The 26,531-nt window shown below is 54.3% G+C and carries 26 protein-coding genes and 1 pseudogene; 10 read left to right on the top strand and 17 right to left on the bottom strand.

Annotated features, from left to right (window positions below; translation table 11 throughout):
• Nucleotides 1-5: 5 nt before the first annotated feature.
• Nucleotides 6-1,262: a DNA repair exonuclease gene (locus NK55_RS09690; protein WP_024125544.1), complete on the top strand. Its 1,257-nt coding sequence runs from the start codon at nucleotides 6-8 to the stop codon at nucleotides 1,260-1,262.
• Here the strand turns inward: NK55_RS09690 and NK55_RS14310 are convergent.
• The 5 genes from NK55_RS14310 to NK55_RS09670 all read right to left on the bottom strand — a co-directional run bounded on the left by NK55_RS14310 (nucleotide 1,259) and on the right by NK55_RS09670 (nucleotide 4,510).
• Nucleotides 1,259-1,417: a DUF928 domain-containing protein gene (locus NK55_RS14310; protein WP_162147205.1), complete on the bottom strand. Its 159-nt coding sequence runs from the start codon at nucleotides 1,415-1,417 to the stop codon at nucleotides 1,259-1,261. The two genes, NK55_RS09690 and NK55_RS14310, sit on opposite strands and share 4 nt — an antisense overlap.
• The gene (locus NK55_RS09685) at nucleotides 1,375-2,004 is read right to left on the bottom strand and encodes a DUF928 domain-containing protein (RefSeq protein ID WP_041429226.1); all 630 of its coding nucleotides are present in this window, start codon (nucleotides 2,002-2,004) and stop codon (nucleotides 1,375-1,377) included. The genes NK55_RS14310 and NK55_RS09685 overlap by 43 nt, the downstream gene beginning before the upstream one ends.
• A 471-nt stretch (nucleotides 2,005-2,475) precedes the next feature.
• On the bottom strand, nucleotides 2,476-3,078 hold the full coding sequence (ureG, locus tag NK55_RS09680; RefSeq protein WP_024125543.1) for an urease accessory protein UreG: 603 nt from the start codon (nucleotides 3,076-3,078) through the stop codon (nucleotides 2,476-2,478).
• A gap of 4 nt (nucleotides 3,079-3,082) precedes the next feature.
• The gene (gene era, locus NK55_RS09675) at nucleotides 3,083-4,006 is read right to left on the bottom strand and encodes a GTPase Era (protein WP_024125542.1); all 924 of its coding nucleotides are present in this window, start codon (nucleotides 4,004-4,006) and stop codon (nucleotides 3,083-3,085) included.
• Between the two features lie 9 nt (nucleotides 4,007-4,015).
• The gene (locus NK55_RS09670) at nucleotides 4,016-4,510 is read right to left on the bottom strand and encodes a biopolymer transporter ExbD (protein ID WP_024125541.1); all 495 of its coding nucleotides are present in this window, start codon (nucleotides 4,508-4,510) and stop codon (nucleotides 4,016-4,018) included.
• Between the two features lie 76 nt (nucleotides 4,511-4,586).
• On the opposite strand from NK55_RS09670, the gene gmk reads away from it, so the two are divergent.
• On the top strand, nucleotides 4,587-5,162 hold the full coding sequence (gene gmk / locus NK55_RS09665; RefSeq protein WP_024125540.1) for a guanylate kinase: 576 nt from the start codon (nucleotides 4,587-4,589) through the stop codon (nucleotides 5,160-5,162).
• Here the strand turns inward: gmk and NK55_RS09660 are convergent.
• Complete coding sequence (locus NK55_RS09660; protein WP_024125539.1) at nucleotides 5,159-5,881, bottom strand: ABC transporter ATP-binding protein; 723 nt, start codon at nucleotides 5,879-5,881, stop codon at nucleotides 5,159-5,161. The genes gmk and NK55_RS09660 overlap by 4 nt on opposite strands.
• 492 nt (nucleotides 5,882-6,373) lie before the next feature.
• Between NK55_RS09660 and NK55_RS09650 the strand changes: the two genes are divergently transcribed.
• Nucleotides 6,374-7,387 carry a zinc-dependent alcohol dehydrogenase family protein gene (locus NK55_RS09650; RefSeq protein WP_024125538.1) on the top strand — a complete coding sequence of 338 codons (1,014 nt, stop codon included), beginning with the start codon at nucleotides 6,374-6,376 and terminating at the stop codon, nucleotides 7,385-7,387.
• Between the two features lie 186 nt (nucleotides 7,388-7,573).
• On the opposite strand, the gene NK55_RS09645 is transcribed toward NK55_RS09650, so the two are convergent.
• Complete coding sequence (locus NK55_RS09645) at nucleotides 7,574-8,725, bottom strand: trypsin-like peptidase domain-containing protein (protein ID WP_051372841.1); 1,152 nt, start codon at nucleotides 8,723-8,725, stop codon at nucleotides 7,574-7,576.
• A gap of 74 nt (nucleotides 8,726-8,799) precedes the next feature.
• Between NK55_RS09645 and NK55_RS09640 the strand changes: the two genes are divergently transcribed.
• The 3 genes from NK55_RS09640 to NK55_RS09630 are packed head-to-tail and all read left to right on the top strand — an operon-like array spanning nucleotide 8,800 to nucleotide 11,269.
• Nucleotides 8,800-8,985: a hypothetical protein gene (locus NK55_RS09640; RefSeq protein WP_024125536.1), complete on the top strand. Its 186-nt coding sequence runs from the start codon at nucleotides 8,800-8,802 to the stop codon at nucleotides 8,983-8,985.
• 52 nt (nucleotides 8,986-9,037) lie between these two features.
• Nucleotides 9,038-10,756, top strand: a complete 1,719-nt coding sequence (gene ureC, locus NK55_RS09635) for an urease subunit alpha (protein ID WP_024125535.1) — start codon at nucleotides 9,038-9,040, stop codon at nucleotides 10,754-10,756.
• A gap of 18 nt (nucleotides 10,757-10,774) precedes the next feature.
• Nucleotides 10,775-11,269, top strand: coding sequence for a hypothetical protein (locus tag NK55_RS09630; protein ID WP_024125534.1), 495 nt, complete (start codon nucleotides 10,775-10,777; stop codon nucleotides 11,267-11,269).
• 405 nt (nucleotides 11,270-11,674) lie between these two features.
• Here NK55_RS09630 and NK55_RS09625 read toward each other — a convergent pair whose 3' ends face one another.
• The 3 genes and pseudogenes from NK55_RS09625 to NK55_RS13855 form a co-directional block, all read right to left on the bottom strand.
• Entirely contained in the window at nucleotides 11,675-13,885 is a 2,211-nt protein-coding gene (locus NK55_RS09625) for a glycosyltransferase (protein ID WP_024125533.1), read from the bottom strand.
• 25 nt (nucleotides 13,886-13,910) lie between these two features.
• Nucleotides 13,911-14,990 (bottom strand): PIN/TRAM domain-containing protein, encoded by a 1,080-nt coding sequence (locus NK55_RS09620; protein ID WP_041429819.1) that lies wholly within the window; start codon nucleotides 14,988-14,990, stop codon nucleotides 13,911-13,913.
• An 840-nt stretch (nucleotides 14,991-15,830) separates the two neighbouring features.
• A pseudogene (locus NK55_RS13855) lies at nucleotides 15,831-15,965 on the bottom strand (hypothetical protein); the annotation flags it as partial.
• Between the two features lie 141 nt (nucleotides 15,966-16,106).
• On the opposite strand from NK55_RS13855, the gene NK55_RS09615 reads away from it, so the two are divergent.
• The 3 genes from NK55_RS09615 to NK55_RS09605 are packed head-to-tail and all read left to right on the top strand — an operon-like array spanning nucleotide 16,107 to nucleotide 18,682.
• A complete protein-coding gene (locus tag NK55_RS09615; RefSeq protein WP_024125531.1) occupies nucleotides 16,107-17,129 on the top strand; it encodes an ATP-binding cassette domain-containing protein in 1,023 nt (340 codons plus the stop codon).
• Nucleotides 17,129-17,539: a hypothetical protein gene (locus NK55_RS09610; RefSeq protein ID WP_024125530.1), complete on the top strand. Its 411-nt coding sequence runs from the start codon at nucleotides 17,129-17,131 to the stop codon at nucleotides 17,537-17,539. Before NK55_RS09615 ends, NK55_RS09610 begins: the two co-directional genes overlap by 1 nt.
• Nucleotides 17,540-17,542: 3 nt before the next feature.
• On the top strand, nucleotides 17,543-18,682 hold the full coding sequence (locus tag NK55_RS09605) for an LptF/LptG family permease (RefSeq protein ID WP_024125529.1): 1,140 nt from the start codon (nucleotides 17,543-17,545) through the stop codon (nucleotides 18,680-18,682).
• 7 nt (nucleotides 18,683-18,689) lie between these two features.
• Here NK55_RS09605 and NK55_RS09600 read toward each other — a convergent pair whose 3' ends face one another.
• From NK55_RS09600 to ndhO, 5 genes are all read right to left on the bottom strand, one after another.
• Entirely contained in the window at nucleotides 18,690-19,871 is a 1,182-nt protein-coding gene (locus NK55_RS09600) for a M20 family metallopeptidase (RefSeq protein WP_024125528.1), read from the bottom strand.
• Between the two features lie 45 nt (nucleotides 19,872-19,916).
• Nucleotides 19,917-20,390 carry a CYTH domain-containing protein gene (locus NK55_RS09595; RefSeq protein ID WP_024125527.1) on the bottom strand — a complete coding sequence of 158 codons (474 nt, stop codon included), beginning with the start codon at nucleotides 20,388-20,390 and terminating at the stop codon, nucleotides 19,917-19,919.
• A 3-nt stretch (nucleotides 20,391-20,393) separates the two neighbouring features.
• Nucleotides 20,394-21,857, bottom strand: coding sequence for a carotenoid oxygenase family protein (locus tag NK55_RS09590; RefSeq protein ID WP_024125526.1), 1,464 nt, complete (start codon nucleotides 21,855-21,857; stop codon nucleotides 20,394-20,396).
• Entirely contained in the window at nucleotides 21,854-23,209 is a 1,356-nt protein-coding gene (locus tag NK55_RS09585) for a folate/biopterin family MFS transporter (RefSeq protein ID WP_024125525.1), read from the bottom strand. The genes NK55_RS09590 and NK55_RS09585 overlap by 4 nt, the downstream gene beginning before the upstream one ends.
• A gap of 118 nt (nucleotides 23,210-23,327) precedes the next feature.
• The gene (gene ndhO, locus NK55_RS09580) at nucleotides 23,328-23,540 is read right to left on the bottom strand and encodes a photosynthetic/respiratory NAD(P)H-quinone oxidoreductase subunit O (RefSeq protein WP_024125524.1); all 213 of its coding nucleotides are present in this window, start codon (nucleotides 23,538-23,540) and stop codon (nucleotides 23,328-23,330) included.
• Nucleotides 23,541-23,660: 120 nt separating this feature from the next.
• On the opposite strand from ndhO, the gene NK55_RS09575 reads away from it, so the two are divergent.
• Nucleotides 23,661-25,091: a mannose-1-phosphate guanylyltransferase/mannose-6-phosphate isomerase gene (locus tag NK55_RS09575; RefSeq protein WP_024125523.1), complete on the top strand. Its 1,431-nt coding sequence runs from the start codon at nucleotides 23,661-23,663 to the stop codon at nucleotides 25,089-25,091.
• A 10-nt stretch (nucleotides 25,092-25,101) separates the two neighbouring features.
• On the opposite strand, the gene NK55_RS09570 is transcribed toward NK55_RS09575, so the two are convergent.
• Both NK55_RS09570 and crtE read right to left on the bottom strand, forming a co-directional pair.
• Complete coding sequence (locus tag NK55_RS09570; RefSeq protein WP_024125522.1) at nucleotides 25,102-25,551, bottom strand: divergent PAP2 family protein; 450 nt, start codon at nucleotides 25,549-25,551, stop codon at nucleotides 25,102-25,104.
• A 51-nt stretch (nucleotides 25,552-25,602) separates the two neighbouring features.
• Nucleotides 25,603-26,526, bottom strand: a complete 924-nt coding sequence (gene crtE, locus NK55_RS09565) for a geranylgeranyl diphosphate synthase CrtE (RefSeq protein ID WP_024125521.1) — start codon at nucleotides 26,524-26,526, stop codon at nucleotides 25,603-25,605.
• Nucleotides 26,527-26,531: the final 5 nt, after the last annotated feature.

Here is a 26,531-nt window from a genome sequence, read left to right as displayed (position 1 = left end):
GTCAAATGGTGCGGTTTCTGCATGTTGCCGATGTCCACCTGGGCTACAACAAATATCGCCAAGACAACCCCAGCCGCATGCTGGACTTTTTCCGTGCCTTTGACAGTGCCTTGGAAACCTACGCCATCGAGGCACGGGTCGACTTTGTTCTGATTGCCGGTGATCTCTTTGAGGAGCGGATGATTACCCCCGGCATTCTCAATCAGGCGGAATACGTCCTTGATAAGGTGCGATCGGCGGGAATTCCAGTGCTCGCCATTGAGGGCAACCACGACAACTGCCCCTACGGTGTCAAGTCCAATTGGCTACGCTACCTCTGCGAAAAGGACTACCTCTATCTTTTGGAACCCGACGAGACAGGTGCTCTCCAGCCCTGGGATACAGAAACAGTGCGGGGTGGGTATATTGATCTTCCCTGTGGTGTGCGCGTAATTGGTTCCCAGTGGTATGGTGCCAGTGCCCCCCGGGCCATTCAACAGCTTGCTAGCCAAATTCAGGCACTGCCCCCCGCTGCTGGTGCGACGATTCTGCTCTTTCACCACGGTCTTGAGGGGCAAGTCTCCCGCTACCAAGGGGCATTGCGCTACAACGAACTCCTACCCCTGCGCCAAGCGGGTGTGGATTACCTGGCCTTAGGGCATATCCATCGCCACTATGCCGTTGAGGACTGGATCTTTAATCCCGGCTCCGTTGAGGCCAATTCGATTCAGGAAAATCAGCAGCAAAATCCACGGGGAGTACTGTTGGTCAGCCTTGATCAGGGACCACCCCAGGCGGAACTCAAGCGCGACTATTGGCAGCGTCCCATCCATCGCTACACCCTTACTCTCACCCCCAGTGACACCGTGAGCCAGGTGGAGAGCCGACTCCAGCAATTGGTGCAGCGGCATCAGTCAGACATGGCAGAGGCGATTGTTGAAGTCAGCCTCAAAGGAGAAGTGGGCTTTGAGCGCGGTGAGTTGTCTGTGCGATCGCTCCAAGGGCAACTACAAGAGGCAGCTAAGGCTTTTATTTTTCGACTGGGGTTTGCCGCAACCCCTGTGGCCTATGAAACCTACCGTGATGCAACGGCTGAGCCACCCCCTCGCGCCCAGATCGAAGAACAGGTGTTTACAGATTTGCTGGCCAGTGTCGCAGAGTATCGCGATCGCGCCCAACCTTTGGCCAAGGCACTCATGCGCATGAAGGAGGATCTCCTTCAACCCAATGCCAATATTCCTGACCTCTACGAGTGGCTGGCAAGTCTCTCCCTAGGGAGCTAGGGCTGGGATGGCCAGGGAAGGAGGGGTTGATTCGCCACATTGGTCAACTGAACAGGGGCAGACGGTAAGAGGGCTTGCCATTTTTGCTGGAGTTGGGCATTCTCCGGCTGCGCTAGGCGTTGTTGAGCAAGTTGATTGAGGGGGCATCGTACCAGTAGCCTGCCACGGCAAAGGCATCCGCTACATCTTTAGCTTGGACAATTCGCTGCTGTTGGCTGAGGGATAAGGGCACCGGTCGCAACCAGCTGACAGTTTTGAGGGCCGTGGTGCCATTGGTGCAAGTGAGAGTCAGTTGCCACTGGTCATCCACACCGTTTTTGAGGGAGACATTCTCCACGGGCCAGCCAATAATGCCCGCTGCTGTGGGGGCAGGACGCTCTTGGCGATAGACTTCTGTACCTTGGGGATCCCGCAGGGTCAGGGTTAGGGCGGCTCCCCTATTGGCGGGAATGAAGCTATAGAGGGCGGGGGTGGATGTGCTGCTGAGGCCATTGTTATCCTTGGGCACGAGGGCAACCACGGTTTGCTTTGGCTCAGTCAGACACCTTTCGGTACTACCGGTACTCTCCCGCAGCAGCATGGGACGGGCAATTCGCGTTGCGGCTCCCTCACGATTACCGGGGCGGCCAATGTTTGCAGGTGGACGATAACTTGCCCAAGAGGCATGGGCGATCGCTCCAATCATGCCCACTGCCAAACTGAGGAGCACAGCAATGGGGCGGCTCCCCCCTTGAATCGCCATATCACTCAATCCTCGCAATTGAACAGGCAATGAATAGGAACTCACTTGCCCCAGGGCTGCAGCGATCCAGCGCTACAGACCTGTGACCCTTTCTTGGCAAAGTTAGAGTTTGTTAGCGTAGCTACCGGATAGTCTTTTTTGGGTTTTTGGGCTCGTGAATTCCACAACAGCTAAATCTGTATCGGTTCTGTATCGGCAAAAATTTAATCCCATTGAAATCAGGCGTAGGCCTCCTGATAGGAATCACACGGTAATTATCCCTACAATTGACAACGTGCTTTGCGGTAAGCACATCGTAGGTCGAACCAGAGCGGCAAATAAGGGCATGAGAACCGTGAGAACCATGGGTAGTTCATCATACTTCCTAGCTGTCAACACCGATAGAACGATTTTAAGGGGCAAATTGTTGCAGTGCCAGTGATGATGACCAGTGACTTGTTGTGCATTGGGTCAAATTCCATGTGATGATATTTATGCTGCCAGGTGGAATGTGAGAAAAGCAATCACCTGATCTAGCCCAAGGCCAGTTTTCAAGTTTGTCATCACATAGGGGCGATCGCCCCGCATTTTTAGGGTGTCCCGTTTCATCACCTCTAAATCAGCACCCACATAGGGGGCAAGATCAATTTTATTAATCACCAATAAATCCGACTTGGTAATGCCAGGCCCGCCCTTGCGAGGAATTTTATCGCCAGCAGCCACGTCAATCACGTAAATCGTTAAATCCACCAGTTCCGGGCTAAATGTCGCAGCCAAATTATCGCCGCCACTCTCAACAAAAATCAGATCCAAAGGCTGAAGAGCTGTTTCCAATTGCTGAATGGCCGCTAGGTTGAGGGAAACATCTTCCCGAATGGCGGTGTGGGGACATCCCCCCGTTTCAACGCCAAGAATTCGCTCTGGGGGAAGGGCTTGGGAACGCACCAAAAACTGAGCGTCCTCTTGGGTGTAAATATCATTAGTCACGACCCCGAGGCGATAGCGATCGCGCAAGGCTTTACAAAGAGCATCCACAAGAGCGGTTTTACCTGAACCCACGGGCCCTGCCACACCGACTCGCAATACTGTCTCCATGTTCTCAATCCTTCTCAATGCGATAGCCCAACTCCGCTAAGCGCAACCGATCCTGTCGCCAGCGGGGGCGCACCTTGACAAACAGTTCTAGATAGATCTTGCCACCAATGAGGGTTTCAATTTCTTGGCGGGCAGCGGTGCCAATTTGTTTGAGCAACTGACCCCCTTGGCCAATAATGATAGCCTTTTGCGTTGGACGCTCCACATAAATCACCGCGTGCACATGAGTGAGGTTGCGCACCTGCTGCACCTGTTCAATTGTTACGGCTACTGAATGGGGGACTTCCTCGCGGGTGTGGTGCAAAATTTGTTCACGGATTAATTCTGCCATGATGAATCGCTCCGGCTGATCGGTAACCATGTCCGGTGGATAGTAATAGGGACCAAGGGGCAACTGCGCCGCGATCGCCGATTGCAGCAAACCAACTCCCTCTCCAGTCAGTGCTGAGCAGGGATAGGCCGGCCAAGGGCCAAGGGTTTGATAGTCCTGTTGCCGCTGTTCTCGCTCCGCTGCTGGCAGCAGGTCAATTTTATTGATGGCCATAAGAACGGGCGATGGAGTCGTTGTCAGGAGATCCGCCACGTAGCGATCGCCCCGACCCGGCGGACTAGCAGCATCCACCACAAAGACAATCGCATCCACCCGCTTGAGAACACCTTTGGCATTGTGCACCAGCACTTCCCCAAGGCGATGGTGGGGCTTATGGATGCCCGGTGTGTCCACAAAGATAAATTGCGCTGTTGCCGTTGTCAGAATGCCCCGTAAGCGGTTGCGGGTGGTTTGCGCCACAGGGGAGGTAATGGCTACCTTTTGTCCCAGCAGATGGTTGAAGAGCGTGGACTTACCGACATTGGGACGACCCACTAAGGCCACAAAGCCAGAGCGAAAGCCCACCGGGGCCACAGGAATACTGGAAATCGGTTCCACGGTAACGCCCTAGGGATTGGCGGGTATGGGTTGGTCGTTAGCCGGCGGCGAGGGGAGGGGGGTAGGGCGGGTCTCCGTGCTGAGCACCGGCTGTTCAACGGGTTGAGTGGCCAAGGCCACCCGATTGCCCCCTAGGGATCGCAGAAGATCCAAGACTTGGATGACTTCGTTATAGCTGACCACCTGCGACGCCCGCAAAATTACCATGCCCTGGGGATTGGTTTTCAAGTATGTGGCCAAGCGTTGATAGAGTTCACTGCGGTCGACTGGGTCTTTATCCACAAAGAGTTGCCCTGCCGGATCAATGCTCACCACCAGCATCTTTTGCGACTGGGCTTGACTGGTGCTGGCTTGGGGCAGATTCAACGTAATCGCCTGCTGCCGCGTCAGACTCACCGCCGCCAAAATAAAGAACGTGAGAATACAAAAGACCACATCAATCAGGGGCAGCATTTCAATGCGGACATTGTCACTTTCAGTGGGCAAATGAATCTTCACGGTCATGCCTCAACCACGTTGCCTTAATGATAAAACTCTAAGCAAACACAGTAGGATTAAAAAGTTTCTCACCTATGCAGTTATGACCAGTGCAACGCCCCAGCCCGGGCAACTCATTGTGATTACTGGCCCCAGTGGTGTCGGCAAAGGAACGCTCCTACGGCAACTGCGGCAACGCCATCCCGAACTGGCATTTTCGGTTTCGGCCACGACCCGGCCGCCGCGTCCCACAGAGGTTGAAGGGGTGGATTACTATTTTGTCTCTGTAGAAGAATTTAAGGCCATGATTGCCGCTGGGCAACTCTTGGAATGGGCGGAGTTTGCAGGTCATTACTACGGCACACCGCGCCACCCCCTGGTTCAACTCATTGCCCAAGGGAAAACCGTGATCCTCGAAATTGAACTGCAAGGGGCACGTCAAGTGCGCCAATCCTATCCCCAAGCGCGTCACATCTTTATTTTGCCGCCATCTTTAGCAGAACTGGAACACCGCCTGCGCAGCCGTGGCCAAGACAGTGAGGAGGCGATCGCCCGCCGTTTAGCTCAAGCGGAAACTGAAATTGCTGCTGCCCCAGAATTTGATGTGCAAATTGTCAATGATGATCTAGAAAAAAGCCTGATTGCCCTTGAAACGGCCATTTTTAGCCCAGCGCCCTAAGGCTGTGCCCGCACAATTCCGAGGTAAAGTTCTCCCACTTTGGGGTCATTGAGTAATTCGCTGCCCAGTCCTTCATAGCGCTCTTTACCCATTTCTAAGACGTACCCGCGATCGCTCATGGCAAGGGCTTTCCGGGCGTTTTGCTCCACGAGAATAATAGCGGTGCCCTGGGCATTAATTTCTTTGATTTTGGCAAAGACATCATTGACCAGCGCTGGGGAAAGAGCAGCAGAGGGCTCATCCAAGACCATAATTTGGGGATCCAGCATCATGGCGCGTCCCATGGCCAACATTTGCCGTTCGCCCCCGGAAAGGGTACCGGCCCGTTGCTGTCGCCGCTCCGCCAGGCGGGGAAAGGTGTCATAGACCCGTTCTTTGAGGGCCTTGAGGTTGCCGGTTTTGGTAAAGGCCCCCATCTCCAGATTTTCTTCAATGGTGAGTGAGCGGAACACATTGGCAATTTGCGGCACGTAGCCAATACCTTTTTTGACAATTTCGTGAGGCCGCAGGTAGGTGATATCTTCTCCGGCAAGGGTAATTGTGCCAAGGCGGGGCGTCAGCAAACCAGCGATGGTTTTTGCTAATGTGGATTTTCCCGCGCCATTGGGGCCAATGACAGCCACGAGCTCCCCGGCTTCGAGGCGAAAATTAACCCCCCGTAAAATATCCACATCGGGAATATAGCCGGCATAGACATCAGTGACTTGGAGCAAGCTCATGGGGCAAACCAAATGGCCAGAGGGTCAACATCCTAGTATAGAGGCTTCCCCCTGCGGCGGCGATCGCGTGCCCAACGGCGGTCGATCAAGCATCTCTAGACAAAAATATTCTCTCTGCTCCAAGATTTTAGCAAGGCCCGACGCTGTCAGCCCTAGGACAGTTGCGGGTAGATTTAGAGGTGCTTGAATTTGCTGGAAACCCGGTCCTAGAGAGAGATTACGCCCCGAGCAACCGCGGATCTAAAATTAAAATTTTACAAAAACAAAATAATGATCTGGACTAGATGCTTGCAAAGGGATTGTGCTTATAGTAGTCCCAGCCTACCGCCTAGGGGGGTCTGTGCAGGGAGTCTTTCCCAGCTGAAAATGGAGCCACCAGTGCTGGAGGGGTTGGCAATGACTCCCCCTTGAGGGGGTTCTTTGGCGGTGGAGTTGATGGAGTACAATAGGGGCGTTATTTCGTCCTGAGATGCTTTCCCAGCCAGCCAAAACATGAAAGCCATTGCCATCACTGAGTTTGGCGAGCCCGATGTTTTAGTGCTACGGGAGGTGCCCGAGCCGCAGATTGAAGCTGCCGATGAGGTGAAAATTCAACTGTGGGCAGCCAGTGTCAACCCCATTGATACTAAGCTACGACAGCGGGGCACGTTTTTTCCCGATCGCCGGCCAGCGATTCTCGGCTGTGATGGTGCCGGTGTAGTGGTGGCTGTGGGTGCGGCAGTACAGCGCTTTCGCATAGGGGATGAAGTCTATTTCTGCTATGGCGGCTTGGGCGATCGCGGCGGCTGTTACGCCGAGTATGCAGTTGTGCCGGAAGCTGCTGTTGCCCACAAGCCCAAAACCCTCTCCTTTATTCAGGCAGCCGCTTTGCCCTTGGCCGTCATTACCGCTTGGGAAGCTTTGGGCGATCGCGGGGCAGTCCCAGCGTTGAATGTCCTCTCTACCGCAAAAACCGTTCTCATTCACGCCGGCGCGGGCGGGGTGGGGCATCTGGCCATTCAATTAGCGCAGCGCGCAGGTGCGCAAGTGGCCACCACCATCAGTTCGCCAGCAAAAGCTCAATTTACAGAAGCTTTGGGGGCAACCCTCGCCATTAACTACACAACAACCGACTGGGTGCAAGCGGTTTTAGATTGGACCGACGGCAAGGGGGTTGATCTTGCCCTTGATACCGTTGGGGGTGCCACCTTTGCCGAGACCTTCAAGGCGGTGCGTCCCTACGGCACCCTCGCCACCCTCTTGGAACCCGCAGCCGATACCCCATGGAAAATTGCCCGCCAACGCAACCTCTTGATTCAGCTCACGCTGATGCTCACCCCTCAACTCATGGGCCTGCGGGAGGCCCTTGCCCATCAAGGCAAAATCCTAGAGCAGGTGGCCAGCCTTGTGGATCGCGGCGAGCTCCGGGTTGTTGTGGATAAAACCTTCCCCCTCGGTGCTGCCGCCGATGCCCACCGCTATCTCAGCCAACGCTTGGTGCAGGGGAAGGTGGTACTCATCCCCTAATTGGGAATTTTCCTATGGTTGCTCAAATCCTTGCCGCCCTCCCCAGCCACAGGCTTCCCAGCGTTCTCCATCGGGTTTACCCCATTTTTAACGGGTTTTAACGGGTGCCTCAGCTATTGCGGCCGCCGGTTTGCAGGAAAAGTGGCACTACTGTAGCCCCACTATTCACTAACTTATTCTGGTAACTTATTCTGGCTGAGAGGAGGGATACAATTCCGGCGGCATTGGCTCTGGTTTAAGGCTCATGGTTTGCCGGCGATCGCCCCGTTGAATCTCCAAAGTAATTTTCTCCCCGAGTTTCGTTTGCTCAACAACGCTTTGTACTTGTTGCGGGGTGGGTTGGTTAATGTCGTTAACTTTGGCAATCCAATCTCCCGCTTGCAGACCCGCTTTTGCCGCTGGCGAATTGGGGGCAACGCCAATGATCAGAGTGCCTTGGGTTCGGTTCAAGGTCCAGTTGGGCTGTTGTTCACGGATTTGTAGTGCCAGTTCTGGAGTTAGGGGCACCATGCGAATGCCTAAGTAGAGGTGCTGAGCGCCACCCGTGGTAATAATTTGCTCAGCAATGCGATAGGCCGTATTGATGGGAATGGCAAAGCCAAGGCCCTGCGCTTGGGAAATCACCGCCGTATTGACCCCCACCACTTGACCGGCGGCATTCAGGAGTGGCCCCCCGGAATTTCCCGGATTAATGGCTGCATCCGTTTGAATGAAGCTCACGCGCTTATCGGCAGCACCAATTTCACTACTGGCACGCCCCATGGCACTGATAATCCCAGCAGTGACGGTGTTACTCAGCCCCAAGGGGTTGCCGATGGCGATCGCCCACTCACCGGGCTTCAAGGTGTCGGAATTCCCCAGTTGAACCGTGGGCAGATTCCTGGCATTAATTTGCACCACCGCCACATCCGTCAGGGAATCAGCACCCAGCACCTTGCCATCGTACTGGCGACCATCGGGAAGCGTGACTCGCACGGCGCTAGCCCCTTCCACCACATGGGCATTGGTCATGATTTTGCCATCGGGCGTAAAGATAAACCCAGAGCCTTGACCTTGGCGCACCGGCACATCTGGCATTAGGAAAGGATCGAGAAAACGATCCTCCCCACTGCGGCCCAGTCGTAGAGTATCAATACTCACCACCGCTGGCCCCGCCTCAGCAACCACCTTGGCAATGAAATTCTCACTCGCATTGGGTCGCTCCATGGGGGCAAGGGGAGGCAGAGACGCCTCTGTCTTGGGGGTGGAGGGGGTGCGATCGGGCAAACGCAATGAACACGCCGTTAGGGCGCCAAGGGCGATCACCATCCCAACCAAACTCAACCGCCTGCGAACCATACTTAACTCAACTCGGCATCAGATCCACTCTAGCCTTATTCTGAAAATAGTGATTTTGTCGAACGTCTGCTGCCATGCTGACTGTGATTAGCTACCTCGAACAGCCCATGACCTTTGATAGTTTCTTTGGGCCTGTGACCCTTCAACCCGGTCGCAATGAAAATGTCGATGAGCGGCGCTGGCGCAACTGCAAAACCCACAATGCTGACCTGCAGGCTTTGATTAAAAAGGGACTCGTTGTTGTCGAAGAATTAGGCTAAATTTAGACTGAGAAGGCCGGACTTCTCTGCCACCTGACCTCTTTAGACCCCCATGAGCTACCGCATTGATCGCCAGACTTATGCAGAAACCTATGGCCCGACGGTGGGCGATCGCCTGCGACTTGCGGATACTGATCTCATTATTGAAATTGAGCGCGACTACACCCACTACGGTGATGAAGTCAAGTTTGGCGGCGGCAAAGTGATCCGCGACGGGATGGGACAGTCCCCCATTGCTAATGCAGAAGGCGCAGTGGATGTGGTGATCACCAATGCGGTCATTCTGGATTGGTGGGGCGTTGTCAAGGCCGATGTCGGCATCAAAGAGGGCAAGATCTACAAAATTGGTAAAGCAGGAAACCCCTACACCCAAGAGGGGGTAGATATTATCATTGGCCCTGGCACGGAGGCGATCGCTGGCGAAGGCATGATCCTCACTGCTGGGGGGATTGACGCCCACATTCACTTTATCTGTCCACAGCAGATTGCCACTGCCATTGCCTCGGGGATTACAACAATGATTGGTGGCGGAACGGGGCCTGCCACAGGTACCAATGCCACCACCTGTACGCCAGGACCTTGGAACATCTACCGCATGCTTCAAGCTGCCGATGCCTTTCCAGTGAATTTAGGCTTTTTGGGCAAGGGCAATAGCAGCCAACCCCAAGGACTGATTGAGCAAGTGCAGGCGGGCGCTGTTGGTCTTAAACTCCACGAAGACTGGGGCACTACCCCTGCTGCCATTGACACCTGTTTGAGTGTGGCTGAAGACTACGACATTCAGGTGGCCATCCACACCGACACCCTTAACGAATCTGGGTTTGTCGAAGACACCATTGCTGCCTTCAAAAACCGCACCATTCACGCCTATCACACTGAGGGCGCCGGCGGAGGACATGCCCCGGACATTATTAAGGTCTGTGGTCAAGCCAATGTGTTGCCCTCTTCCACTAATCCCACTCGCCCCTACACTGTCAATACCCTCGATGAGCACTTGGATATGTTGATGGTGTGCCACCACCTCGACCCCAATATTCCTGAAGATGTGGCCTTTGCCGAGTCGCGGATTCGCAGAGAAACCATTGCTGCTGAAGATGTTCTCCATGACCTCGGGGCCTTTAGTATTATCTCTTCGGACTCCCAAGCAATGGGACGGGTGGGGGAGAGTATTATTCGCACATGGCAAACTGCTCACAAAATGAAGCTGCAGCGGGGACATCTCAGGGATCCCCAACAGCCGGGCGTCGATCATGACAACTTTCGCGCCCGCCGCTATGTAGCCAAGTACACGATTAATCCTGCCATTACCCACGGCATTGCTGAGTATGTGGGATCAGTAGAGGTGGGCAAAATTGCTGATCTGTGCCTCTGGAAGCCCGCTTTCTTTGGAGTCAAGCCGGAGCTGGTAATCAAGGGGGGAATGATTGCCTACGCTCAAATGGGGGATGCCAATGCCAGTATTCCCACGCCCCAACCAGTGCACATGCAACCCATGTTTGCCAGCTATGGGGGCTGCCAAACCGCCACCTCAGTAACCTTTATGTCTCAAGCAGGCATTGCCAACAACCTTCCAGAACAGTTGGGGTTGCAAAAAACAGTGCTGCCGGTGCGCCACATCCGCCAACTGCGCAAAGCAGATCTCAAGCTCAATGACTACTTACCCCACATTGAGGTAGATCCCGAAACCTATGAGGTGCGGGCGGATGGTGAATTGCTCACCTGTGAACCGGCCAGTGTCTTACCCCTTGCCCAACGTTATTTTCTCTTTTAAGTTTATTAAGTTTAAGCAATGACGGATGCGGTAGCTGTCCTCTTTCAACAAGGACAAGAGGCTTTTGAGCGGGGCAACTATCAACAGTCCGTTGCCCTGTTGGGACAGGCGGCGGCGCTGGCTGAGGGAAATGCGGTGCAATCAGGAGAAATTAGTCTCTGGTTAGTCACAGCTTATAGCGCTGCTGGCGATCAAGGGGCAGCCGTGAGTCTCTGCCGTCAACTCCAACGGCATCCCGATCCTCACACGCGGCAGGAAAGTCGTCGCTTGCTAGCGATTTTGGAGGCTCCCCAACTGAAACGCCGTCCAGAATGGTATAGCGAAATTCCTGACCTATCCCACCTGGGCGATCGCAGCTACACCTCCCCCAATCGCCGCTCCTCGAAAAGGCCATCGGCTCCCACCCCAAAACCCCAAGAACCACCGCCCCCCGCTACTCCTTTACCAAATGCCTTCATTTGGATTGCCCTCACGGGCTTGGGCGTGGCCACACTCTTGGTAGCTTGGTTATAAAGCAGCTTTTACCACCCTGCAAAAAGGGCTGCACAGGCAGTATGGTAGTTCTCAAGAACTGGAAATGACACAGGGTAGGCCTTGCTAGTTTTCTTAAGCATCTCTAGATCAGTGGGGCTCCGGAGCTATTACCCAAGAACGGCAATCGCTACGAAATGATTAGTACGAAATGATTTAGTAATGATTAGTGGGGAGTCAGGGGTGAGCGGTGCCCCCACTGGTAAATCCCCTATCTGTAGAAATTTTGACGGCCAACTTTAGGCATGGTCACCAGTAACGGGTCCTAGTTGTGCCTGGATGGGAGCCGGCGTTATTCAAAAGAATACGTTGACATCTCCCCTGTTGCCCAACTGTCGTTGTCCCCCAGGGCAAATTTTTAAGCCGTGAGCCGATGGTCAGTTGTTCCTAGTTATTGCTATAGAGGCTAAAGAGCGATCGAAAGTCGAATAGACGAATCAACATTGGCCAAAAGGCATCTAGGCCATTGGGGGCTTTCGGTTTGTGCCACCATGTGAGGCCACCATAGAGCAGTTGTACTAGGCCCCGCTGTGCCTCATCACCGACCTCAAGAAACCGCAGGTAAATACAGCATTTCTCGTCTTCTGCACGGCTGCGAACAACAGCTGCGGTCACACTAAAGTCCTGCTCTAAAAAAGTGAGCGTCCCCACCTGATTGCCTTGGTCTTCCACAAACCGGCCAGCGGTCAGTAATAGAGCCGCCCCTGTCTCCGAAAGATCCCGGGTATAGCCCCAGTAGGTTTGATTCCCCAGTTGAAAGCGACACACAGTGCAAACGGGGAAGCGATCGCTCTGGCGACGGGTAGGCTGATCAATGGCGGATAAAACAGCAATTAAGGCAATAAAGGCGTTATAGATGGTCCAAGCCAACATCAGCTCTAAACCCGACCGTTCATACTCCATTGGCGGCCAAATGTGGAGCCAGTAGCCACCATAGCGGATAAAGATCCCCACTCCCACCGCCACCACAAAGACAACCAATGGCCACGTAAAGCGTAAATTCAAACATTTGCGATTGGACACTGTTCCTTTATTAGTGACAATGCTGCCAATTTTGCCAAAGGGATTGCGGAGGATTTTAATCAGTTGCACCATACCTGGAAAGGCAAAGGTGACTTCATGAACCTCACCCCAGATCGAAAAATACCGTCCTTCTGTAGCCCAGCTAAAGGTGGCGATCATCAGCAGGGTGTAGGGCAGGGCGTAGAAAAGATACTCGCTCAAGGTGGCTACTGTCAGGGAAATGCCCGTCATCAGGCTCAAAAATGGGCCAATGAGAAAGCAGGTGCGGATAAAGGGATTGATGTTGTACAGCAGCAGCGATAGGTGACAACTGCGCTGAAACCAAGAGAGCTTTGACCAGATGGGAAGATCATCGCCACAGAAATAGATTTGCATATTCCCTTGGAGCCAGCGCAGCCGTTGCTCTAAATAATCCTGAAAATTGCGGGGAGATTCCCCCATACTGAGAATTTCATTGAGATAGATCAAACGGTAACCAGCAATCTGCATCTTTGTCCCTGTTTGGAAATCTTCCACCACACAGCGGGTATAGTATCCACCGATGGCTTCTAGGTCACGGCGGCGAACGACATAGGAGGTACCGCAGCAAATAATAGCGTTGCCGAAGTCCCGTCCCGGCTGAATAAACCCAAAAAAGTACTCCATATCCCCGGGCATCATAAACTCAATGCCAAGGTTTCGGGAGTAATAGTCAGGGTTAAAAAAGTGCTGGGGGGTTTGCACCATGGACACCTGATCATCCTGAAAAAAGCCCACTGTGCGAGTCAGGAAGTTCTGAAAGGGAATAAAGTCGGCATCAAAAACAACAATCAGTTCGCCGCGGGTGTGTTTCAGGGCATGGTTAAGATTCCCTGCTTTGCGGTGTTCATTGGTGGGGCGAGTGAGATAGTTGACCCCTAGCTGCTCACAGAGATCGGCAATTTCCGGACGACGGCCATCGTCAAGGACATAGATGGTTTTGTTTCTGTAATTCATTGCCTGGCAGCCAATAATAGTTCGCTGCAAAATGTAGGGGGCTTCATTGTAGGTGGGAATGAAAACATCGACACTGGGGCAGTATTCACCACTAAGAACCGCCTGCTGGTAGTGATTGGCCTGGCGCGATCGCCAGGCAGTTGTCAGCCATGCCGTTTGATAAAAGTAGAGCACATAGGTCAAAAAGTACAGTAGCTCAAGACCGTAGAAACCGACACTTGCTCCAAAACTCAACCAGTGGGCATCATTCAGCGTCACCCAGCCACGCCACACCAGATAGCGACAGCCAAAGAGAATGACAATGAGGCGCATAATGAGGCGGGTGACATTATTGCTGGGAATAAAATTGAGGGCGATCGCCACCATTCCCGCAACCATGACCGGCCACCACCTACTCATCTGATCCGAAGGCATTTGCAAGAGGTCCGGTAGAGGTCGCAATTGATCTGGATTGACCAAATCGATGGGAAAGAGTGTCGGTTGCCAGACTGTTGCCAACAATACGCCCAGCAGAAATAGCAGGCTAAAAACAAATAAACCCCAGACCCACGGTAAAACCAGCCGTGGGGGTGAAGTGGGCTTGGGTGACTCATGGGTCATCAGCAGACCCCCTAAAAGGGCGAACTTAGGCCATGGTTGGCATTTGCAGACGGGCAAAAATCATCCGTCCTGCTGAAGTTTGCAGGGCACTGGTGACGACCACCGAGAGTTGATCGCCAATGTGATCCACCCCTTCTTCCACCACCACCATGGTGCCATCCTCAAGGTATCCCACCCCTTGGGCAGGCTCTTTGCCTTCCTTAAGAATTTTCAACTCCAGCGTATCCCCAGGGAGATAAATGGGACGCAGGGCTTGGGCAACTTCATTGACGTTAAAGACATCCACTTTCTGGAAGCGGGCAACTTTGTTCAGATTCAAATCATTGGTGACCAGGGTGCCGTTGATCTCTTGGCACAGGCGCACTAGCTTGGCGTCCACCGTCGTTAATTCTGGATAGTCTGCAGAGTGAATGACAATGCGATCACCCAAACTAGCTTGGAGGCGATTGAGGACATCTAGACCCCGCCGACCGCGAATCCGTTTTTGCTCATTCCCCGCATCGGCAATCAGTTGCAACTCCTGAAGCACAAACTGGGGCACAATGATTTGCCCTTCAAATACCCCTAGATTCAACAGCGCCTCAATGCGGCCATCGATAATGCAACTGGTATCCAGCACCTTTGCACGGGCAGGTTTGAGCATTCCCTCCGCCAGAAGGCTGCTGGCAACAGCATTGGGGTTAATTAACCGCAGTAGGGCAGGTCCGTGGCTATCAGCCAAGGTTGTCCCCGAATAGGCAAAGAGAATGCTAGTGAGAACAGCAATCAGAGGCTTAATAAAGGAGAAGTCCTTGGGAATGGGCAACAGAAAAATCGGTGCCAGCATCAAATTGGCAAGGAGCAGCCCCACAACAAGACCCACTGCCCGCGACAGGAGCGTTTCCGGAGGCAATTGGCGGATACTGCGCTCGAGACGATGGTAAAGCGACTGCAACAATAAGCCAAGGGCAATGCCAACGATGGCGCCAAAGCCAGCCATGACCCACTGCAATCCCCGCACATTGGCCACTTGAGCAAGAACTGTTTCTGGGAGTAGGTCAATGCTGTTGAAGCCAACGGCAATTCCCATCACGACGATAATGAGGAGTAAGATTGTATCGAGCATTAGTTCGCTCCTGTCGCGCTGGACATCTCCATAGGCTATTACTTTAGGATTATACTTTTTCTCTCCTGGTGCGGTGTTGGACTGTTGCATATCGAGATGACGACTAATCCGGGTACCGGCTCGGATGCCCTCAGCTTCGGCTTGAGGACCCAGCATTGCCCGTGCCACAATTCCACCGAGGGTGCCCAATAGCGTTTCCTTCATAAAGGTTTGACTGGTTTTCACCCACCACTCCAGGAAAAGATGCAGCGAGGGGGGAGAAGGTTCCTCAGGGGATGGCTCGGCTAACTGTCGCCCCAGATCTTCCCCGAGTTGCGAACCAACCATATTGCCCACCATGCGCCCAAGGGTTTCACCCACAGGTCCTAAGACCACTTGTCCCGCCAAGCCGCCAGCAATTTCACCGGCTGCACCGCCAATTTTGTCACCGCTGCGAATCTCCAGAGCTTTCACGAGCCGTTCTGGAGTTTCCTCAAGGGCAGTAAATTGCAGTTGGGTCATCTGCTCACTGGCTTCCATCCCCAGTCGCGCACCAATGACGCCACCAACAAAGGTGCCCACTTGCACCCCCATGACTACACCCGCAGGCCCCATAAACAGACCACCCGCCGTTCCCCCCGCCATGCCACCGAGCATATCGCCCACGTAGCCGCCTATGAGAAACCCGCCCATGGAGGTGAGTTTGTTGCCGACTTCTTCGGGTTCGAGATCAAAGGCGCGGGTGAGGTTTTGCAAGCCCCTATTGCCTTGGCCGATGATCTGGACATCCCCCCAAAATTGAATGGCCGCGAGCAGTTGCAGGGGAGTGATTTGCTCGAGGTGATACTCAATGGTGATCGAGGCGGCAAGGGGGTTAACGTGAACAGACTTGATACCTCGGAGGGTTTTCAGGTAGGCAGTCAAGGAATCGCGAAAGCCGACATCGGTTTTCAGTTCTTGAATCCGCAATCGCAGGCGATCGCCCGTGAGGTGCATGACTACGGCAATGGGTGTAGTTTCAGCAGTGGCCATGGGACCCCTACCCAATAGGCTCTAGTTGCTGTTGTAGCACGCACCCCAAAGCAAGGAGAAATATCTGTCAAAATGTTAAAGGAATCGCACACAGAGTTAATGACCATGACAGCCACGGTAAAGGTCGAACATCTCAAGAAGTCCTACGGGGCCATTACAGCGGTGGCCGATGTCTCCTTTACAGCCCATCAAGGGGAAATTTTTGGGGTGCTGGGGCCAAATGGCTCAGGGAAAACGACAACGCTGCGCTGTCTGTGTACCCTCTCGCAACCGGATGCGGGGCTACTGGAAGTCTGCGGCTTCTCGGTGCTCCACCAACCCCATTTGGTGCGCCAAAAATTAGGCTATGTGGCCCAAGAGGTGGCCCTCGATAAAATTCTTACGGGTCAGGAATTTCTAGAATTGCAGGCGGCGCTGTACCACATTCCCCGTGCCCTGATTCCGGAGCGCATTGAGGCGGTGCTGGCACGCTTAGATCTGCTGCAATGGCGCGATCGCCAGTGTGGCACCTACTCTGGTGGCATTCGCAAACGCTTTGATCTTGCAGCGGGACTTCTACACCAACCCCAAGTGCTTGTCTTGGATGAACCCACCGTAGGTCTCGACATTGAAAGTCGCCAAGTGATTTGGGATGTGCTGCGGGATCTCAAGGCCCAAGGACTGACGATTATCTTGACCAGCCACTACCTGGAGGAGGTGGATCTCCTCAGCGATCGCTTGGTGATTCTGGATAAGGGACAGGTGATTGCCAGTGGTTCTCCTGAGGAACTCAAGGCTAATATCGGGGGCGATCGCGTCACGTTGCGGGTGCGGGAATTCACACCGCGTCAAGAGGCGCAAATGGCGCAGGGTCTTCTCAGTCAATTGGACTGCGTCAAATCCGTCCTGATTAACACCAACCAAGGCAACTCCTTAAATCTGGTAGTCACAGATGTCACTGTGGCGATCGCAGCCATTAGAACGGCGCTAGAGGAAGCAGGACTGCCCCTCTTTAGCTTGGCGCAATCACGACCTAGTCTAGATGATGTCTATTTGGCAGCCACCGGTCAAACCCTCTTGGATGCCGACTTGGCAGCCGCAGCGCAGCGGGACAGCAAACAGTTGAAAAAAGAGGTCATGCAACGCTAATGGGGCAGCCAATTCTCTGGGTACATGGGGACTGCCTCGACCCTAAGGCCCCAATCTTTAGCCGCTACCCGACAGCACCGGCAATTTTTGTCTGGGATGTGGCCTTGCTCAAGGAATGGCAAATTCGTCTGAAGCGGCTGGTGTTTCTCTATGAGTGCCTGCTGGATCTACCTGTGCAAATGTACCGTGGTGAGGTGGCGCCCTTGGTGAATGCCTTTGTGGAGGTGCACGGGGGCGATCGCCTGGTGACGATGGCAAGTCCTAGCCCCCGCTTTCGCGCCATTTGTGGGCAATTGGCCTATCCCCTGGAGATCCTAGAGCCAGAGCCCTTTGTTACCTTGCCAGCCAATGCAGATTTGAAGCGATTCTTTCGTTATTGGAAGTTGGCAAAACCTCGCCTGGGGCTATAGATAATGTTGGCGATCGCCCGACCTCTTCAGAAGCTGCCTTGGCAGCCGCGATTCTCCCTGTTGGATCGCTATATCCTGCGGGAGATGATTCGCCCCTTTGTCTTTGGTTTTGGCATTTTTACGGCGATCGCTGCTGTTATTGGTACCGTGTTCTACCTGATTCGCACTATGGTGGAGCACAACCTTGGCCTCCTCAGTGCCATTCAAGTTTTTTTTCTGCGCTTACCCACCTTCGCGGTGCTGGGCATTCCCATGGCGATGCTTTTTAGTGCGCTTCTTTCCTATAGTCAACTCTCCCGCCGCAGTGAACTGATTGCCTGTAAAAGCTGTGGGGTTAGTCCAGTGCGTCTGGTGCGACCGGCGCTCTTAGCGGGGTTCTGTGCCTTGCTCTTCACCTTTGCCCTCAATGAACTGGTGGCTCCCCCCATGGCCTACCGCGCCATCAAGACCTTGGAGGTGGCGATCCACCGCCCGCAACCCACCTTTCAGACCCGCAATATCTTCTACCGTCGTTTTGTCGAGGGACACCTGCAGCAACTCTTTTTTGCCCATCGTTTTGATGGGCAGGTCATGGCTCAAGTGACGGTGTTGAACTTTGAGCAGGGGCAGTTGCGGGAAATTATTACAGCCCAGAAAGCTCAGTGGCAGGGCTCAGCGTGGCTGTTTCGTCAGGGAACCTACCACCACCTCAGGGGCGATGGCAACTATGATGTGGCCGAGAGCTTCTCAGAACGAAGGTTTGACTACCCCCGCACCCCCCTTGATTTAGCTATGGAAACGCGGGTACCAGAGTTTATGACCAGCCGCGAAATCTATCGGTACTTGCAAATTTTGGCGGAAAGTGGCGATACCAAACGCTTGCGGCAGTGGCGGGTGCAGTTGCAGGAAAAGCTCTCCCTCCCCTTTTTGTGTCTCAGTTTTGCTGTCATTGGCGCTGTTTTGGGGATCAGTTCTCCCCGCCAAGGACAGGGACGAGCCTTTGGGCTGAGTGTGGTGATTATTTTTGGCTACTATGTTGCCGCTTTTATTTTCACTGCCTTTGGCGAGGGTGGAGCGGTGGACCCGATGGTGGCCAGTTGGCTACCGAAGGGAATTGTGAGCGCGATCGCCCTAGGGATGCTCTACCAGGCCAATCGTCATTAGTAGGTCATCAGTAGGGAATCTGCCAATAGCGACAGGCCGCATGGGCAAGGGTCATGACCCCCACAGGAATGGCCTGTTCATCCACATCAAATTCGGGGTGATGCAGCGGATAGTTGGGGCGATCGCGAAACCCGACGCCAAGGCGAAACATCGCACCGGGGGCGTGCTCTAGGTAAAGAGCAAAATCTTCTGCCCCAAGGGACGGTTCTGGCAAGATATGCACATGGGGGGCACCGACCACATCAGTGGCCGCCTCGGCCAGCAATTGCGATAGGTAGGGGGTATTTTCCACTCCCGGCACCCCCCGCCGATAGTGGAGCTGGTAGCGGGCACCGTAGGCGTGGCAGACATTAGCCACAATTTGCTCAATCCAAGTAGGAAGGGTAGCACGGGTTTCCGGATGGAGCGATCGCACGGTTCCCTGAAGTGTTACCTGATCAGCAATGACATTGGCCGCCCGTCCCCCCTGAATTTTGCCAAAAGTGAGCACCACGGGGCGCAACGGATTTTGGGTACGACTAATGGCCTGTTGCAAAGCACTGATAACTTGAGCAGCAATCCAAATGGCATCCACCGCTTCATGGGGGCGCGCCCCATGCCCCGATTCCCCCAAAATCGTTAACTCAATGTCATCGGCAGCGGCTGTCAAAGCACCATAGCGCACCGCCACGTCCCCCGCTGGAATACTTGGGAAAACATGGAGCGACAAAATGGCACTCACCTCTTTCATGGCGCCGTCAGCAATCATCCAACTGGCCCCTTGGGCAATTTCTTCCGCAGGCTGAAAAATAAACCGCACGCGGCCAGGGAACTCCTCCTTGAGGGCGGCTAAGACCATTGCCGTGCCAAGACCCACTGTCGTGTGGACATCGTGGCCGCAGGCGTGCATCACCCCCGTATGTTTCGAGCTAAACTCGAGTCCGGTGCGCTCTTGAATCGGCAGGGCATCCATATCGGTGCGAATGGCCAAGAGCCGCTGTTCTTGAGGATTCCCCTCCAGCTCAGCAATCACCCCCACTTTGCCCACATCCTGCTGTACAGTTAAGCCTACGGAGGACAGCACCCCAGCCACATAGGCAGCGGTTTGATGTTCTTGGCCACTCAATTCGGGGTAGCGGTGCAAATGGCGACGAATTTCAATGAGACGGGGCGTGAGGGTTTGGGTAATCTGGCGAATCCGAGCAAGCATAGTGAAGCCGTGGGATATTTTTGCATGCTATCCAATCTTAGGAATTCAGGTTGACCACGCCTGATAGGGATGCTCCGCTAAGTAGGCATTGGTATAGCGGGGATCGTCGGTCACCTCAAGGCCAATCCAAGGGGGTAAAGTCAGGGGATAGTCAACACAGGGCAATTCAATTTCTGCCAAAATGAGACCCGCACAGGCGCCAGCAAATTCATCAATTTCCCAACAGAGGTCACCCGCCGGGATGCGATAGCGATTTTTCTGAATGATTGGTTGCAGGCACAATTCCGCAAGGAGTTCCCTGGCATCGGCAACGGGGATAGCATACTCATACTCACGGCGTTGGCCACCACTGGCTTTGCCCTTGATCGTGATCCATGCCTCCTCACCCGCAAGACGCACGCGCACAGTGCGCTCAGGAACCGTTGAGAGGTAGCCTTGGGCAAGTTCGGCCACACTTGTGGCCAGGGACCGCCATTGTTCACCTGTGACGAGGAACTTGCGCTCAATTTCAATTGCCATTGCCTAGACCACCGTGGTAAATGAACCGTGGAGACCGTAGGGAATGTGGTGTTTCAGGTGCAACCGTGCCACAGGGCCGGCGCTAATGGCCGCAGCATCAAAGATGAGTAACTGCGATTTGTGGCAACTGGCATCATAAACCACCTGCAACAGCCAGCCATCCTCTTCTCCTTGGGCCCCCTGCCAGAGAAAGTCCCCCTTTTGCAGACCACGGGGGACAAAGATCGGCTCACTGACAAAACCGCGCGGCGCTGCTGACCAAAACTGTTCTTCGCCCGTCTGGCGATCGCGCCGCCACAGTGCCTGTAGGGGTGCATTGGTTTTCGGATCATGCCCCGCCGCCAAATAGGTGTAGCGATAGGGTTGCCCCACCTTAGCTGGATGCACCACAGGAAATTCGCAGGGGCGATCGCTCACCACCTGCCAGTCCACGGCTTTGGTCTTCGGATTCAACCGGATCCGCCACAGCAAACTTGCGGGCAGGGCCGCAAAATTCACCTCCCGAAAATCCATGCCCGGTTCCAAATTGGGAAAGTGGCTGTAGGCAATGGACTCCACGTGGATTTCATCCCCCGCTTCGTAGGCATTGGCATGGTGGAAGACAAAACAAGCAGGCATCGTCAGCATCTGGGGACTGCCCCCCCGACGGGGCAGCAGCCAAACCCGTGTCGGTTCCTGAGCATTGAATTGAATGCACTGGGCAGCGCCCCGCAGTCCTAGCAGATAGGGCAAGGGATTGAATTGCACTGGGTTTTGAAAAACAATGGCGTAATTGGGGGTGAGGGCAAAGTCATGGATAAAGGCAAACCCTGGAATTTGAAATGTTGGTTGCGAAACACACTGACCAGTGGCATCAAACTCATAGAGCCTAATGCGGGTATTAAGACCGGGCTTAACACCAAAATTCACCAGCCGCTGCGTCTGGGGGTCAAAGCGGGGATGCGCTGCAAAGGCATCACTCTCCTTGAGGAGACCGCCTAGGTTGTCGAGTCCAATGGTTTCTAGGGTCACAGGATCAAGGCGGTGGGGCAGGCTTGCTTCCCAGAGCGCCAGTAATTTCCCTGCCCAATAGATTACATGGGTATTGGCAATATTTTTGACACGGGTATCGAGAAAATTGGCGAGCCAGCCGCCCGGCCTTTGGGTGCCAAAGACACCGCGATAGAGCAGGCGATTGGCCTTTTCCTCCGCCAAAAATCCGGCAGTGCGCACGTAGCGATTGCGAAAATGTACCCGTCCCTTCTCAAAGCGAAAGGCACAGATCATGCCGTCGCCATCAAAGGGATGGGCTAAGGACACTCCGCCGCGCTCCAACAGTCCAGGGCCATTGCGGTAGAGGGTCCCCACCAAATCCGGGGGCACCGTGCCTTCGACATCCTCAATCCAATAGTCATACTCTTGGGTCAGGGATTCGGTACCCCCCCGCCAATCGGTCATTGTGTAGGGGCGATCTAAAACTCCAGTCATGGAACACTTGGCTCCAACTCAACAGCGACAGCGGATTGAGAGGTGGGGGCGGGCAGTTGCTGCGGCAACCAGTTCAACAGCGGTAGTGGCAATAGCGTACTTAGGTTAGTAATGAGCACCAGCAACCACAGGCGATCGAAGTTGTGCTCGGTAATCCCCAGCCAGTGGGTCAGCAGCGCCCCCAACTCATGGGAGACCAAATTGGCAAGGTTGCTAATGGACATCAGCAGCGCAAAGAGGGTGGCCTCAATCCCCGGCGGACACAACCGCGCCGCCAAGACCAGTACTGGCATAAAGGCAATTTGCCCCATGACAGCCAAAATCAAGCTATCACCCAAGCTAAACCACTGGTCACTAATGCCCCATTGGCGATTGAGGTGGGTGACCAAAATCAAGCTAGAGAGTCCTAAAAAAGCCGAAAGAATCGTGCTCCAGAAAAATATGGTACGCAGGGGCAGCGTTTTCAAATACCGCTGAAAAATCCACACCCCCAAGAGGGAGGCGATGCTAGTGACAAGGCGCACCCGCCCCAAAAACTCCGCCTCAAAGCCCAACTCATTCGTTGTAAAGAAAAAGAAAGCGGATTCCGAGCCGGGGGTTGCCTGCCAGAGGAAGAGGAAGGCCACCGGCAACCAAATCCGTTTTTGCATCATGGCTTGGCGCACACGGTTGATATGCTCCCAAGTCTGACTCAGTTGAGGCCGAGCTGTGACCCGTGCTTCGGCGATCGCCCAGGCAACCGCCGACACCAAGAGGGGAAACACCGCCGTAATTTGAAAGACTGTACGCGGACTAAACCACTGCAGCAGTTGGCCACTAAAGTAAGCGGTGAGGATGCCCCCCACAGCAGTAGCGGCCCAGCTTAGGGATTGTAGAGTTCCCATTTCTGTGGCGGATTCTTGGCGTGCCCGTTCAACCACCAGTGAATCGACAATCACATCACTGAGGGCGATCGCGATCGATGCTGCTAGAATCGCTGCCATTGCCTGCCAAGGGGTAGCCACCCAGGTCCCCAGGCTCAACCACGCCCCACAGCCCAGCAAGCCCGCCAGGACAAGATAGGAGCGGCGGCGAAATCCCAAAAGCGGCAAGCTATCAGAAACCAGACCAAAGACCGGCTTAATCACCCAGGGCAGCGCAGCCACACCCATCAACGCCGCCACTTCCGCCGGCGACAGCCCCAACTCATCCTTAAAGAAAAAGCTAATGGCCAGCCGTGCTAAGCCCAAAACCCCTTGGACAAAATACACCAGCAAAATGGCTAAGAGTTCACCACTGGGGTCTTGGCCAAAAAAGAGTGTCTGCTTGAGCCACTGAAACCAGCGTTGAGGTTGCGAAGGTTGAACCAGCATTACCAAATGTTAAGCAACAGCATTGCCTTCATCATATCCAGACACGCTGAAAATTGCTAACACTGGTACTCTTCACTAGCTGCCAGAAGAACAGAGGAGCAAAAGACACTGATGGGGGTTATTTGGCAACCTCAAGTTGATCGAGCCGCAGCCAAACCGTGGGAGTGGGCACTGGAAATTTAATCTGGGCATAGTCACCGCGAATTTCCACCACCTCGCCCCGTCCCTCAAAGAGATAGGGGGGGTAGCGGTGATCACTCGCTAGAGCCTCAAGACTATTGGCCAACTTTTCAGCAACAACCTTCACCAAATCTCCTTTTTTAATTGCCATAGGACACTCCACAGAAATCGTTCTCCATTTTAGGGGATCAGGGAATGGCAGTGGGTCAACAGTAGGCTGCCTGTGGTTAAACTACCCTTAGGGGTCACAATACCACTGGGGAGTTTTGGCATGGACTGTATTCCCGTCATTCTATCGGGGGGCGTAGGAAGTCGCCTCTGGCCATTGTCGCGACAAGCCCATCCCAAGCAGTTTATGCGCCTAACTCCCGAAGGCAAGAGTCTGCTACAGCAAACCTGGCAACGGTTGCAGGGCCTACCCCAACTTCAGCCCCCCGTTGTTGTTGCCAATGAAGCCCATCGCTTTCTGGTGGCGGAGCAATTCCAGGAGCTGGGGGTAACGCCGACGCGCATTTTACTTGAACCCATAGGGCGCAATACTGCCCCTGCCATTACCGTTGCTGCCCTCTACGTCACAGAAGTCCTTGCCAGCGATGCCCTTCTCTTGGTGCTGCCGGCAGATCACCTCATTCAGGATGTCGCCCATTTTCAGTGGGGACTGCAACGGGGATTTTCAGCCGCAGCCAAGGATTGGTTGGTAACCTTTGGGATTGCGCCCACTTCTCCCCACACCGGCTATGGCTACATCCGGCGCGGCGAGTCCCTCAGTGATCCTGACACCTATCGCGTGGCAGAGTTTGTGGAGAAGCCCGATTTAGCAACGGCAGAGGCCTATCTTGCTGAGGGGGACTATCTTTGGAATAGCGGCATGTTTCTCTTCCGGGCCCAGAGTTTTTTGGCGGAACTGGCACAGCAACAGCCAGAGATTTTAAACTATTGCCGCTTGGCACTGCGGCAGGGACGGGAGGATTTAGACTTTATCCGCTTGGCGAAGGAACCCTTTGACCAGTGCCCCAATCTTTCTGTGGATTATGGCCTCATGGAGAAGACCCAAAAAGCAGCTGTCGTGCCCCTAGACTGCGGCTGGAGCGATGTGGGGTCTTGGTCGAGTCTCTGGGAGATCATGCCCAAGGATGAATGGGGGAACAGTTGCCGCGGCGATGTCCTCGTTTGTAACAGCAAAGACTGCTTTGTCCAGAGTCAGCACCGCTTGGTTGCCTTGGTGGGCGTGGACAACCTCACGGTGGTGGAAACGGCCGATGCTATTCTGATTGCCCATCGCGAGGCGGCACAACAGGTGAAACAGGTGGTGGAGCAACTCCAAGCCCGCAACCGCAGCGAGGCCTATAATCATCGGGTGGTCTATCGCCCTTGGGGCTACTACGATGCCATTGATGCCGGTCATCGCTTTCAGGTAAAGCGGATTACGGTGAAGCCAGGAGCCAGCCTTTCACTCCAACAGCACCATCATCGTGCCGAGCATTGGATTGTGGTCAGGGGCACCGCAGAGGTCACCTGCAATGGCAAGACGTTTTTGCTTACCGAAAATGAGTCCACCTATATTCCCGTGGGAGCAGTGCACCGTTTGGCCAATCCGGGGAAAATTCCCCTTGAGATGATTGAGGTGCAGTCGGGGTCATACCTGGGGGAGGATGATATTGTCCGCTTTGAGGATTGCTATGGTCGCAAGACAGAGCAATAAAGGCAAAACTCTAGACCGCTAGCCAAGCGATCGCCACCCCCAGGGCGGAACCGGCAATCACTTGAATGGGGGTGTGACCCAACAACTCCTTGAGGTGGGCTTCTGCCAATTCGTGCCCATCTTGGAAAAATTCATCAACAATTTGATTGAGAATGCGGGCTTGTTTACCCGCTGCTTGGCGTACCCCAGCGGCATCATACATGACAATACAGGCAAAGACAATGGCGATTGCAAACTCAATGCTATCCCAGCCCCGCTGCCGCCCCACTCCAGTCGCCAAAGCCGTGACCAGGGCGGAATGGGAACTAGGCATGCCACCGGTTTCCACCAAAACGCGGAAATTGAGCTTGCGGTGCTTGGCAATGTCAATCAGTAACTTGAGCATTTGAGCGATCGCGCTTGCGGCGAAAGCAACCCAGAGGACATGGTTAGCCAGTAGCTCACGAAGACCGTCCATCATGGTTACGGACAAGGACAAACTCTGCGCCCATCCTAACCCACTTTGGGATCGTTAATGACTACGGCTGGTAATGTAGTCGGCGATCGCCTGCAAAGGAATGGCGGCCGCCCCATATACAGCCAACTCTGCCTTCGCCTCCGCCACCAAGCGCTCAGCCTCTTGGCGAGATTTGTCCAGACCCCACAGGCGCGGGTAGGTCATTTTTTGGGCAGCCACATCTTTACCAACGGTTTTACCGAGGACATCGCGGGTCGAAGTAATATCCAAAATATCATCCACAATCTGGAATGCCAAGCCAATATTGGCCGCATAGCGGGACAGGCGTGCCACGTCAGATTCATTCGCCCCCGTCAGCAATGCCCCAGAAACCACAGAGGCCTCCAGTAGTGCTCCCGTTTTGTGGGAGTGGATAAAATGCAGCGTTTCCAGACCAATGTCGGGCTGTCCTTCACACTCTAAGTCCACCACTTGACCACCGACCAATCCCGTTGCTGCCACCGCATGCCCCAACCGCGCCACAATTTTCAGCAGATACTCCGCTGGCACATTTTTGGTTTGTTCCACCACATATTCAAAGGCATACGCCAATAAGCCATCCCCCGCCAGAATGGCAATATCCTCGCCATAGACCTTGTGATTTGTGAGCTTGCCGCGACGGTAGTCGTCATTGTCCATGGCCGGCAGATCATCGTGGATCAGCGACATCGTATGGATCATCTCCAACGCACAGGCAGTGGGCATCGCCATTTCCACGGTGCCCCCCATCAGTTCACAGGTGGCCAAACAGAGAATCGGGCGCAGCCGCTTGCCCCCCGCCATCAGTGAATAGCGCATGGCATCGTAAATTTTCTCCGGATAGGCCACCGGAATCGAGGCTTCAAGGGCAGCTTCCACAAGGGCTTGGCGTTCTTTGAGGTAGGCCTTGAGATCAAATGTGCCGGCGGGATGAACTTGGGGGGGATCAGCGGAAATCATGAACA

Origin of the sequence: Thermosynechococcus sp. NK55a (assembly GCF_000505665.1) — a bacterium.
In the GTDB taxonomy this organism is placed as follows: domain Bacteria; phylum Cyanobacteriota; class Cyanobacteriia; order Thermosynechococcales; family Thermosynechococcaceae; genus Thermosynechococcus.
Note: the sequence above shows the minus strand (reverse complement) of the source record. Positions and strands in the feature narration are given on the sequence as shown.